Source organism: Planobacterium oryzisoli, from assembly GCF_015354315.1.
Taxonomy (GTDB): Bacteria; Bacteroidota; Bacteroidia; order Flavobacteriales; family Weeksellaceae; genus Planobacterium_A; species Planobacterium_A oryzisoli.
This window is the reverse complement of sequence record NZ_JADKYY010000004.1, coordinates 139,650-151,326: the sequence shown is the minus strand read 5'-3', so window position 1 is coordinate 151,326 and position 11,677 is coordinate 139,650. Positions and strand designations below refer to the sequence as shown.

At 48.0% G+C, this 11,677-nt stretch carries 10 protein-coding genes and 3 tRNA genes; 3 read left to right on the top strand and 10 right to left on the bottom strand.

Going from position 1 to position 11,677, the window contains the following annotated elements:
* Positions 1-99: 99 nt before the first annotated feature.
* The 5 genes from IC612_RS04630 to IC612_RS04610 form a co-directional block, all read right to left on the bottom strand.
* Positions 100-1,503: an MFS transporter gene (locus IC612_RS04630; protein ID WP_194739004.1), complete on the bottom strand. Its 1,404-nt coding sequence runs from the start codon at positions 1,501-1,503 to the stop codon at positions 100-102.
* Between the two features lie 13 nt (positions 1,504-1,516).
* A complete protein-coding gene (locus IC612_RS04625) occupies positions 1,517-2,539 on the bottom strand; it encodes an NAD(P)/FAD-dependent oxidoreductase (RefSeq protein WP_407676050.1) in 1,023 nt (340 codons plus the stop codon).
* Between the two features lie 88 nt (positions 2,540-2,627).
* Positions 2,628-4,481, bottom strand: coding sequence for a glutamine--fructose-6-phosphate transaminase (isomerizing) (gene glmS / locus IC612_RS04620; protein WP_194739002.1), 1,854 nt, complete (start codon positions 4,479-4,481; stop codon positions 2,628-2,630).
* Positions 4,482-4,486: 5 nt separating this feature from the next.
* Positions 4,487-6,034 carry a DUF4270 family protein gene (locus tag IC612_RS04615; protein WP_194739001.1) on the bottom strand — a complete coding sequence of 516 codons (1,548 nt, stop codon included), beginning with the start codon at positions 6,032-6,034 and terminating at the stop codon, positions 4,487-4,489.
* 16 nt (positions 6,035-6,050) lie between these two features.
* On the bottom strand, positions 6,051-6,821 hold the full coding sequence (locus IC612_RS04610) for a glycogen/starch synthase (protein ID WP_194739000.1): 771 nt from the start codon (positions 6,819-6,821) through the stop codon (positions 6,051-6,053).
* A gap of 173 nt (positions 6,822-6,994) precedes the next feature.
* Here IC612_RS04610 and panC point away from each other — a divergent pair, with 173 nt between their 5' ends.
* On the top strand, positions 6,995-7,843 hold the full coding sequence (gene panC, locus IC612_RS04605; protein WP_194738999.1) for a pantoate--beta-alanine ligase: 849 nt from the start codon (positions 6,995-6,997) through the stop codon (positions 7,841-7,843).
* 87 nt (positions 7,844-7,930) lie between these two features.
* Here panC and IC612_RS04600 read toward each other — a convergent pair.
* From IC612_RS04600 to IC612_RS04590, 3 genes are all read right to left on the bottom strand, one after another.
* Positions 7,931-8,003, bottom strand: a tRNA-Lys gene (locus IC612_RS04600).
* A gap of 53 nt (positions 8,004-8,056) precedes the next feature.
* Positions 8,057-8,139 (bottom strand) — tRNA-Leu (locus IC612_RS04595).
* A 38-nt stretch (positions 8,140-8,177) separates the two neighbouring features.
* Positions 8,178-8,250 (bottom strand) — tRNA-Lys (locus IC612_RS04590).
* A 101-nt stretch (positions 8,251-8,351) separates the two neighbouring features.
* Here IC612_RS04590 and IC612_RS04585 point away from each other — a divergent pair.
* The gene (locus IC612_RS04585) at positions 8,352-8,876 is read left to right on the top strand and encodes a shikimate kinase (protein WP_194738998.1); all 525 of its coding nucleotides are present in this window, start codon (positions 8,352-8,354) and stop codon (positions 8,874-8,876) included.
* Here IC612_RS04585 and IC612_RS04580 read toward each other — a convergent pair.
* Positions 8,848-9,294, bottom strand: coding sequence for an RNA-binding S4 domain-containing protein (locus IC612_RS04580; RefSeq protein WP_194738997.1), 447 nt, complete (start codon positions 9,292-9,294; stop codon positions 8,848-8,850). The genes IC612_RS04585 and IC612_RS04580 overlap by 29 nt on opposite strands.
* Positions 9,295-9,336: 42 nt before the next feature.
* On the opposite strand from IC612_RS04580, the gene IC612_RS04575 reads away from it, so the two are divergent.
* Complete coding sequence (locus IC612_RS04575; RefSeq protein WP_194738996.1) at positions 9,337-10,050, top strand: hypothetical protein; 714 nt, start codon at positions 9,337-9,339, stop codon at positions 10,048-10,050.
* Between the two features lie 80 nt (positions 10,051-10,130).
* Here the strand turns inward: IC612_RS04575 and IC612_RS04570 are convergent, their stop codons facing one another.
* Positions 10,131-11,645 (bottom strand): FMN-binding glutamate synthase family protein, encoded by a 1,515-nt coding sequence (locus IC612_RS04570; RefSeq protein WP_194738995.1) that lies wholly within the window; start codon positions 11,643-11,645, stop codon positions 10,131-10,133.
* Positions 11,646-11,677: the final 32 nt, after the last annotated feature.

The following is an 11,677-nucleotide window of genomic DNA, read 5'->3' as shown; positions in this document are numbered from 1 at the left end:
TTCTTCTTCTTGAAAGATGTGTTTTTTTATATAGTAAAGGTACGGTTTATGCGTATGCTGCGAATTGATCTAGGATAACAAATGACTCGTCTCAGGTTATTAAGCATGCGTTTTTAGGTTCTCCCCATCCAGGCTGTGCAAGCGGCGAAATACATTTCCCATCACTACCGTTAAAACTCCTACCGACAGGAAGGTATAGCGAAATGCCCGGTGCAGACCCTGGGGGTCGTCTCCACTTTGCGCTTGGAAAAGCCTTAACACAAGTAATCCGAAGGCAATGCCAAATCCGATGGCCAGCTGCTGGTTTACCGCCAGAAGGGAATTCCCACTGGATGTATGGCTTTCCCTTAAGTCGGCCAGGGCGATGGTATTCATCGAAGTAAACTGAATGGAATTAAAAAAGCCTAGTAAAGCAATTATCGGAACAAACCAATAGATGGAACTCGAGAGCCCGGGTAGGGCAAGAGACATGATAAGTACCCCGATGATAGTGGTATTTACCCGCAGCGTCCGTCTGTACCCTATGCGGTCGAGTATACCTACTACGGCCGTCTTTCCAAACATAGCAGTAAGGGCCATGGGAGCAATAATCCAACCGGATACCACGGCGCTGCGCCCGTAGGCAAGCTGTATGAGAAGAGGTAGCAGTAGCGGCAAGGCAGAAATCCCCAGACGGGTTGCCAGATTCCCGACTATCCCTACGCGGAAGGTTCGGATAAGAAATAAATTAAGCGGAAACAGGGGTTTTTCCACACGCCTGGCGTGGCGGTAGTAGTAATAGACCATTAGAAAGCCTAGAAACAGCACAAGCAGCACGGGGGTAGTATTCTTCACGCTGGCAAAAAGCTCTAAGGCAATGGAAAGAAGCAGGGAAGCTGCTCCGAAGATAAGGAACCCTTTAAGGTCAAAAAGGTAATTAGTGGCTTTGAAATCCGGCATATACTTAAGCCCCAGTACTACCCCTACCAGTGCAATGGGAATATTGATATAGAATATCCAATGCCAGGAAAAATAATCTACGAAGTACCCCCCAATGACAGGACCCATCACAGGTCCAATGAGGGCCGGTACTACCGCATAGTTGAGGGCCTTAAGGAGTTCGTTCTTGTCAAAGGTACGTATCAGAGCAAGCCTTCCCACAGGAGTCATTAACGAACCACCTAAACCCTGCAGTACCCTGGAGAGCACCAACTGGTTAAGGTTTTGAGAAAGGCCACAAAAGAGCGAGCCCAGAGCGAAGAGTATCAAGGAAAACACAAAGACCCTTCGTGTACCGAAACGGTCGGCCAGATAGCCGCTAACGGGCATAAAAATAGCCAGGGTAAGCACATAGCTTATTATCGCGTTCTGCATATGCAGGGGCGATTCACCCAGGTCCTGGGCAATAGCATTGAGAGAAGTGTTGAGAATGGTAGAATCCAGCATCTGCATAAAGATGGCCGTGGCCAAAATCAGAGGCAGAATTTTCTTGGTCGTGGAAAATTCTTGGGTTGAAGGCGCCATAGCCTAGTTTGCATCAAAAATCAAACCTTTCCCACCGGGCATGCAAAGGAATTTCCTTACCCGTTAGCAAATGGTCGGAAAGGACCTGTGCATACCATGCGCCATTTAAAAGCCCCCGCGCGCCCAGTCCGTTAAATACATAGAAGTTGGGGTACTCTTTACTGGCTCCTAAAAGAGGTCTTCGATCGCGCACGGTAGGGCGAAATCCAAACCCCACTTCCTCTACGGAAAAATCCTGCGCATAAAATTCTTTCAGCCCCTCAGTGAGTTGTCCGACTGCCTTCTCATCGATTTTTTCCATGCGCTCGGTCCTATCGTAGGTGCCCCCGTAGTAGTGGTACCCCTCCGACAAAGGGAAAAGAAAGTGCTTTTTCTTCACCAGTAAATCAACCGGACTATCCAGCCGCACCTTGAGATGGTGCCCCTTGTTGGGATGGATGTGTAAATTCGGAAAGAAAGGATTTAAGGCTCCGTGGTGGCCCTGAGCAAATACCAGGTTAGTAAAATATACGTCCTTGTAGCAGCTCTGGTCGGCATGTAGCTCATCGTAGGAAAAATGCTCGCAAAAGAGCATGTCCCGGGAGCCAAGGACTACTTCCATGGCAAAAAAGAAAGCCTCCACATCCACGCGAAACGAATGCAAGACTTTGCCCGAGCCATGGGGATTCAAAACGCCTGGAAGTTGTATTATTTCCTCAGATAAAAAAGTGCTAAGAGGCTCCTGCGTGGCCTTTTCAAGCCAGAGCGTTTTTTCCCGCGCATCGTGGAATATGCGATGCAGCGGCTGCTCTACAATTGTATCCACGCCGGAGAGTTCCAAAAGGTAGGACAGCACGCTACGGAGTTTTTCTATCTGCGGCAAGGCATTGTCAAAGGTGGTGAACTTCTTTAGTACCACGGGATTCACCATTCCAGCCGATACACGGGAGGCCCCTTTGCGCTGCTCGGAATACAGCGCTACGGTCTTGCCCTTTGCCAGAAGCTCCAAAGAAAGAAACATGGCAGCAAAACCGTCCCCAACAATAAGTGTGTCCACTTTTTTCATAAGCAAATAAAAAAACCTGGGTAAAGTTACCCAGGTCCTTCGTACTGGCAAAATGGATTGCCCTAAATTATCTCATGATTTATTCCACGGTGACACTCTTGGCCAAATTTCTTGGCTGGTCCACGTTTGCTCCGCGGTATACAGCTATATAGTACGAGAGAAGCTGCAACGGAACGGCGGCGATGATTGGTGAGAAGCACTCGGAAGTGTCCGGAATCTCAATCACATGGTCGGCCATAGAAGCCACCTGTTCGTCCCCGTCATTCACCACGGCAATCACCTGACCCTTACGGGCTTTAATCTCCTGTACGTTACTTACAATCTTGTCGTAGTGTCCACGCTTTGGTGCAATAATGACAATAGGCATGTTTTCATCAATCAGGGCAATTGGGCCGTGTTTCATTTCGGCCGCCGGATACCCCTCGGCATGTATATAGGAAATTTCCTTTAGCTTAAGAGCCCCTTCCAAAGCAGACGGATAGTTGTATCCTCTTCCCAGGTATAGGAAATTCGTTGCATCGATATAATTCTTGGCAATTTCCTTTACATGTTCGTTGGTGGAATCCAGTACTTCCTGAACTTTATTAGGCAGCTGGTCGAGCTCGGTTATTAGCTTCATGAATTCCTGATTGCTCAAATGACCGTTGTGTTTCCCTAGCTTAAGGGCTATAAGGGATAGAATGGTCAGCTGGGCAGTAAATGCTTTTGTGGAGGCCACTCCAATCTCCGGACCTGCGTGGGTGTACGACCCCGCATCGGTTATGCGTGCGATGGAGGAATCCACCACATTACAGATTCCGTAAATAAAGGCACCTCTCTCTTTGGCAAGTTTCAGTGCTGCCATTGTATCGGCCGTTTCACCGGATTGGGAAATGGCAATCACCACGTCTTTTTCAGAAAGGATGGGATTACGGTAACGGAACTCGGAGGCGTATTCCACTTCCACAGGAATCCTAGCAAACTCCTCGATCAGGTATTCCCCAATCAGACCCGCATGCCACGAGGTTCCACAGGCAATGATGATAATGCGGCTCGCGTTGGTGAGACGTTCCTGGTGGTCCCAGATACCGGCCATCTTTATAATGCCTTCCTCCACCAGAAGTCTTCCGCGCATGGTATCCAAAATAGATTTTGGCTGCTCGAAGATTTCCTTCAGCATAAAGTGCTCGTAGCCTCCTTTTTCAATCTGCTCCAAGGATAACTTCAGCTGCTGTACTTCCGGGATTATTACCGAGTTGTCCACTATGGTACGTATTTCCACGCCCTTTTCGAGGGAGATAGTAGCCATGTGCCCCTCTTCAAGGTAAATGGCCTCTTTGGTGAATTCCACAAAAGGAGAAGCATCCGAGGCGATGAAATATTCCTTGGTACCAAGACCAATGGCCAGTGGTGAACCCAGGCGCGCCACAACCAGAAGTCCAGGATAATCGTCGTGCATCACCGTGATAGCATACGCACCGTAGACTTCATTAAGGGCAAAACGCACTGCAGTAGGAAAATCAAAATCGCGGTTGATCTCCATGAAGTATTCAATCAGATTGACCAGAACCTCAGTATCGGTCTCACTTTGGAAACTGTAGCCTTTTTCCAAAAGCATGGTCTTGATTGTATCGTAGTTTTCAATGATCCCGTTGTGCACCAAGGCAATCTTTCCACTGTTGGAAATATGGGGGTGGGAATTTCTATCACTAGGCACCCCATGGGTTGCCCAGCGGGTATGGCCCATTCCTACGTGGGCTGTTTTGTCAAGCTCTGTAGAGACCTGTACTAAATCGTCTACCTTACCTTTGGTCTTTGCGACCTGGAAAGATCCACCTGGAGTGTCCAGTACAATTCCTGCGCTGTCGTACCCACGGTATTCCAGTCTTCTAAGTCCGTTAATTACAATGTTGTAGGCATCCTGAAAGCCTGTATATCCAACGATTCCACACATAGTTATTATAGTTTTTTTGATGAATAAATAATCTGCAGCTGGCTTCTGCGCGAACTGCCGTCACTTCCTACCAGAAGGATCCGGTGTGGCGTATAGGCACGGGTCGTGGCGCTAGGTCCTACGTAGTTACCCGTCGAGGCATTGATCTCATACGTACCCACCGAAAGTGCTATATCGCCAATAGTCTCTGACTTTTCAATTACGTCTTTAAGAGTCTGTGTAATGGTCAACTCGTAGTATGCTGACGTCTTGGTCAGATCGTAGCCCTGTACCAGTTTGAACTGACTGTTGAGCGGGGTGAAGGCCGAGAGGTCTTTGAGGAATTCCGAAAGGTTCATCTTCCTTAGGTTTGGATCGTACGGGGACGCCACAAAGCCTGAAGGCTTCTCGAAGGCCTCACTCCAGGTGGGATCCGAGAACAGACGTACCTTGGCAGAAAGAATATTAATTTGCTTGGTTTTGAACAGTTCCCTTAGCTGGGCAACCGTCGATGCAGGAATGCGAACGCCCAGAGAAGGTCCTCCCATACCCTGCGCATAGAGAAGGGGATCTCCAGACTGCACGTTATCGGAAAGATTCTCGGACACAGCCTGTGAAGGAGTTCCACTGCGGTCAAATTCAATCTGTGAGAACTTGGCATTTCCGCTGCCTAAGGAAATAGCAAACGTAGCAGGCGTGGCCGTGGTAGTACCATTAGCGGTCACATCCCTTTTATAATATACTACAATTTGGGTTTCCGCAGGTGAGAACTGCATGATAAATCCATCATTCTCTACGGTAGAGATCCGGATTCCTTTAAAATAACGGATGAAACTTGCGGCATCAGAGAGCTCGCTTTGTCCCTTTTTTGCTATGATCTTGTTTTGGAAAAAAGTCTTGTCCAAAGGTATGCGCAGGCGCGCATCCCGGGTAAAGAGATCCGTGTTGTCCGAATCCTTTGTCACTTTGATACTCGATACCTTGGAACTTATCTTTTTGGAGCCCAAAAGGGTCGAGGTGGTCACCTGACGGTTGGAATACACCGGATCGCTGGCCGCTCCAAGGAATTCGTCCACTTCGTGCACATTAAGCGTGATCTGCGCCTCATCCCTCCCGTAGACATTGATTGGATAGGTGGTTACCACTTTCTTAGCCGGAACGTTTCCATCCGGAAAGATATAATTTTCATCGGTAGTAACTTTCGAGGAGTCTGCAGGATACAAAGGTCGTAGTTCTAGTACCACCGAATCCACCACGGGATTGGTTCCAAAATCAGGATTGTAGGAAGAAAGGCGTGCCTGGGAGACGTGGTGTACTTTCTGGGTTCCAAAAACCCCTTCACGAAACGCTCCTATGTTCGCAGTGGAAATGCGGCTTGCATCGGTACGGATGGTATCTGCGTTAGAAATATTGTACGCCGTGATGTCGTAGCTCTGGCGGGTTCCCTGTGCGGCCGTCTGGTCAAAGAACTGCGCACCTAGATCGTCGGCTTCCGCCTCGCAGCTATACATAAAGAAACTTCCACTTAAAGCCAAAAGGGAAGTTTTTAAAATACTTTTGATATTTTTAGTCATTGAATGTTCTGATAAATTAATAAACTTGGTCGATGGCCTCAGGTTCTACAAAATCGCCTTTTTCGGCTGAGGAAGCAGTGTAGGCTTCATCCAGTTCCTTTTCCAGAAACTCATCGCCTTTAAGTACCAGATCGCTGTAGGCCATACTGTCAATAAGGAACTGCTGTGCGGAAGGATTCTCCGCTACCTTTAGTCCCGAAATCTGGTCAAATTCCAGCACCTGTGCTATAGAGGAATTCAAAGGAAGATCCGGTTCGTTGTAGAGCGAAAGTATTAGCTTGGTATTCTTAAAATAGTAGTCGTTTTTGTAAAAAGTCTTCAGGTAAATCGGAATCAGGGACGACATCCACCCATTGATGTGGATAACATCGGGTACCCAGTTAAGCTTCTTGATGGTCTCGATCACCCCACGGGCAAAGAATACAGCCCTTTCGCCGTTGTCTTGAAAAATCTCTCCACTGTCCTCTTGGTAGTAAGCCTTTCTCTTAAAGTACTCCTCGTTGTCAATGAAATACACCTGAAGCCTTTCTCCTGGCAAGGAGGCCACCTTGATGATAAGGGGCTGGTCCAAATCGTTGATAATAATGTTCATCCCGGAAAGACGGATCACTTCATGGAGTTGGAACTTTCTTTCGCTAATGAGTCCGAAACGTGGCATAAATACCCGCACATCATTACCTTCCTGGTGCATTTTCAGAGCCATTTTGCTCACCGTCGCCGCCATACTGCTTTCCTCTTGGTAAGGATACATCTCGGTGGTAACGTATAAAATTTTTTGATTCGGCATAATTCTTTTTCTTATCTTTTCGAAAGATATAATGTATGCAAAATTACAAAATTTTCAGCTAATAAAATTTTATTAACATTTTTTATGAAAGCCCATCAATAAAATGAATTTAGAGAACGGGCACCATTAATTTATTTAATTATTTTTGCCCCCAGAAACCTTTAAGAAACTCTATGGAGATACTTCGCAGTAAAGAGGCCCTTCGCGCCTATATCGAGAGAAACAGAGAGATGGGAAAGATCATCGGCTTTGCACCTACCATGGGGGCGCTCCACGATGGGCACCTCTCCCTTTTTGCCGCCGCACGAAAAGAAAACAATCTGGTGGTGGCCTCCATCTTTATCAATCCCACACAGTTCAATAATCCGGCGGACCTGCATAACTATCCACGCACTATGGAGGCCGACATTCAGCTCCTACAAAGCACCGGAGATGTGGACGCCCTGTATATTCCGGCCGTATCGGATATGTATCCCCATGGGACCAAAAGCAAGTCCTATGATTTTGGGGGACTCGAAAACCAGATGGAAGGCCGGTTCCGCACGGGCCATTTTGACGGCGTAGGAACCGTCGTGGAGGAACTGTTCCTGCAGGTTCGCCCCGACAACGCGTATTTTGGAGAGAAGGACTACCAGCAGCTGCGTATCATCGAGCATTTGAGCCAGTCCAAGAAAATGGGAATAAAAATCCATCCCGTACCCATTATGCGGGAGAAAAATGGCCTTGCCATGAGTTCACGAAACGAGCGTCTTTCCTCAGAGGTCCGTCAGGCCGCAGGCATGATCTACCAAACCCTTCAGCGGGTGGACGAATGGTTTCGCGTCCTGAGTATTGAGGAAATCAAAAAGCGTGTGGAGGATATTTTTGCTAAAGAAAAATACTTTAATCTGGAATATTTTGTGATTGCCGACGAGCAGACCCTCGAGGAAACGGACTTCTTTTACAAAGACCGCAGCTACCGGGCATTCATTGCCGTCTACGCAGGAGAGATCCGATTGATAGACAACAAGCATCTGGAATAAAAATCAGTAGCCTTCCCAAGGGAAGGCTACCGAACACCAAATCACAAAATATTAATATGAAAAAAATTTACTTTTCAGCAAATTTCGTGACCTGGCTGGGATTCGAACCCAGGACCCATACATTAAAAGTGTATTGCTCTACCAGCTGAGCTACCAGGTCTAAAAGCGTCTTTCCAATTACTTTTCCAGTGCGCTTTAGAATGTTTTCTTAAGTGCCTGCGACTGGACTCGAACCAGCACATCCATAGGAAACCACCCCCTCAAGATGGCGTGTCTACCAATTTCACCACGCAGGCAAAAAAAAGCCGTACTAACTACGGTTTTTTCTTGGAAGTGACCTGGCTGGGATTCGAACCCAGGACCCATACATTAAAAGTGTATTGCTCTACCAGCTGAGCTACCAGGTCGGCCACTTTACCTCACAGATTTCTCTGTTAAAAAGTGGTGCAAAGATAAGTGTTTTTTTAAAAACTCAAAATTTTTTTGGACATTTGTTAAAAATAAAATCATGGTTGTTTCCCTTGTGGGCTACATGGGTAGCGGTAAATCACACATTTCCAAATTACTAAGCAATCGCCTTGGAATTCCAGCATTGGATTTGGACGAAATAATTGCCCAGAGCACCGGGTATAGCACTACGCAGTACTTTGAAAAATTCGGTGAGCTCTCTTTCCGTAAACAGGAACGAGCCGTACTGCTCGAAACTCTCCAATCCAAAGAAGACCTGGTGCTAAGTTTGGGAGGAGGCACTCCCGTATACTACGACAATATGGATCAGATCTTAAAATTCTCCACCTGCATCTACCTACGCGCCGCAGTAGGCACCCTTAACTCGCGGCTACTATCAGAGAGAAGCTCTAGGCCCCTTTTGGCGCGAATCCCTGAGCAGGACCTTGCTGAATTCATTGCCAAGCATCTTTTTGAGCGCTCGCCTACCTATTCCAGGGCGCACCATACGGTTTCCACGGACCTACAGACCCCGGAGCAGACCACAGAGCAGATTCTTAGTCTTGTGGATCTTGTTCCCCGCTAAAAAACGACTCCCAGTAGTCCTCACCCAAATTCTCCTCTCCAATGATGCCGGGCGAGGGCGCCGTAAAATCCTCGATTTCCCTGCGGTCTTTCTTTGTGGGACGCCCCTCTCCAAGAGCCCGGTAGTACCCCTGCTCCATACGGCGTAACTTAAGAGTCTCGTACTGTAAGGGATCGGTAAGATCCTTTGCATAGTCTGCCACAAGCTTGGCCCCCACTCTACTTTTGGGAACCCCCAGCACCTTGATCTGGTAGTTGATCTGGTTCTTGCGCACCTGAAGAATCTCCCCCTCTTTCACTTCCTTGGAAGCCTTCACTGTGCGGCCCTCCACACTAACCCGTCCCTTCTTGATTTCCTCAGCCGCCAAGGTCCTTGTTTTATACAAACGGATGCTCCAGAGGTATTTATCTATTCTCATATTTTTTTATACTTTTGCCTAACCGTAAAATTAACGAAATAAATGAAAAAAACCTTCATATATGCCCTGGCCGCAGCCGTGAGTTTCGCCGCTTGTTCGGACGATGACTTTCAGGATCCCTATGCCATTCCTGAGGTAGAGAACATCGCTACGCAAAATTCTAACGACGACAAAGCCATTGAGATGTTCCTGCAGGACAACTACCTCAACTCCAAGGGTAAGATCACTTCGTTTAGTGGCACCACTACTGCCGACGACAACGAAATCAAGCTCGCTGACATGGCCATGGAAAAACTACCTTCCGGAGTGATTGTCATCATGCGTCCTGGAGCGCAGCCCGACCCAGGTGTGGCTGTGGGAGCTACCGACAAACTACGCCTGATGCAGTACACCCTTTCTTATCTTTCGGTGGACGAATCGGGCCTTAAGCTCTCCTCCCCGTATCCTTTTTCCAACAACGTAGAGGGCTCGGGCGTTCCGGATTCCGATCCTCTCTATTACTATGCACCACAGAGTGTACTGGATGAGAGTAAGAAATCCCGCTCGTTTTACGAGATTGAAGGGTTCCAGGAGGGAATAAGGAAATTCAAGAGTTTTACCAAGAGTAATGAAGAGAACTATAATCTGCAAGGGGTGATCATCGTACCTTCCCGCGCGGCATTTGCGCGCGACGAACACTATTCGTACGGAGGCCTTAACTGGAGAAACCGCACCTTTGTCTTTAATTTTCAGCTCTACGGATCCGAGCCAAGGTAACTCTGGTCCGATGCCCAATAAAAAAAGAACCGAAGCGCTTGAAAAAGCACTTCGGTTCTTTTTTTTTGGCCCCGCGCGTATCAGTATTTAGTCACTTGGGAAGAGCCCAGAATGTCGGGAAAATACTGATCGGAAAGGTGGTCAAACTCATCTCCGCGCATGAACATGGAAGCATCCACCTGATCGTAGGATTCCCTTCCTGCTGCCGCAATAAGCTCGTTGCAGGTATGCAGCGTATTCTTATGAAAATGGTACACCCGCTCACTCTTGTCGGTGACGTCCAGACCTTTGATTAGCATTTTATCCTGCGTAGCCACTCCCGTGGGACAGTTGTTGGTATTGCATCTAAGGGCCTGTATGCACCCCAGGGCAAACATAAATCCTCGGGCGTTGTTGCAAAGGTCGGCCCCCATGGCTATGGCCCGTAGGATATCCAGGGAAGTGAGCACCTTCCCGCTGGCAATCACTTTGACCTTGCTTCTGAGGTTAAAGGTCTGAAGCGTGCGGTTTACAAAGATCAGGGCAGGCTCCAAAGGCATTCCAACCCCATCGGAAAATTCAGGCGGCGCCGCACCGGTTCCTCCCTCGGCTCCATCCACAGTAATAAAATCGGGATAGATTTTCAGTACATTCATCTGCGCGCAGATTTCTTCAAACTCTTTGGTGTCCCCAATACATAATTTAAATCCTACAGGCTTGCCACCACTCAAATCTCTAAGCTGCTGAACGAACTCCAAAAGCCCCTGGGCAGAAGAAAAAGCGGAGTGTGAAGGCGGCGATATAATGGTCATTCCCGGCGTGACGTGGCGGATCTTTGCAATCTCAGGGGTGTTCTTCACTGCTGGAAGCACACCTCCGTGACCGGGTTTGGCACCTTGCGATAGCTTTATTTCCACCATCTTTACATTCTCCAGGCGCGCATATTTCTTGAAGAGCGTAGCGCTAAACTTTCCTTCCTCATCGCGGCATCCAAAATAACCGGTTCCGATCTGCCAGCACAAATCGCCACCCTCCAGATGAAACTGCGAAATGCCGCCTTCCCCGGTATTGTGGTAAAATCCTCCTTTCTTAGCGCCTCTATTGAGGGAAATCTGTGCGCGGTCGGAAAGGGAACCAAAACTCATCGCCGAGATATTAAAAAGCGAGGCGCTGTAGGGCTGGCTGCACTGCTCGTTCCCGATGGTGACCCTAGGAAGCTCCTCCTTGGGCGCTTTGGCGTAGATGGAATGCTTGATTCCTTCGTATTTTCTGTGGTTGATCTCCAGCTGAGTACCAAAAGCCACCGTATCGCTTAGATTCTTGGCTCGGCGGTACGCAGAGGAACGCTGGTGCCTTGGGAAAGGCTTTCCGTCGGTCTCTCTTTCAATGAAGTACTGCTGCATCTCTGGAGAGATGCCCTCAAAGAAATAGCGAAAGTACCCTAGCACGGGAAAATTCCGAAGGATGGCGTGCTTTTTCTGCGTTGCATTGTAAATTCCTAGAAGGTACAAAAGACTCAAAAGAATAGGAATCCAATAGTGCGTACCTATCAGTAGTGCCACCACCCAGGTAAAGACCACCAGGGCCGCTCCGTATGTAATAAACTGATTTCTCATGATTCAAAATAAGGCCAACAGCCGATTGCTTT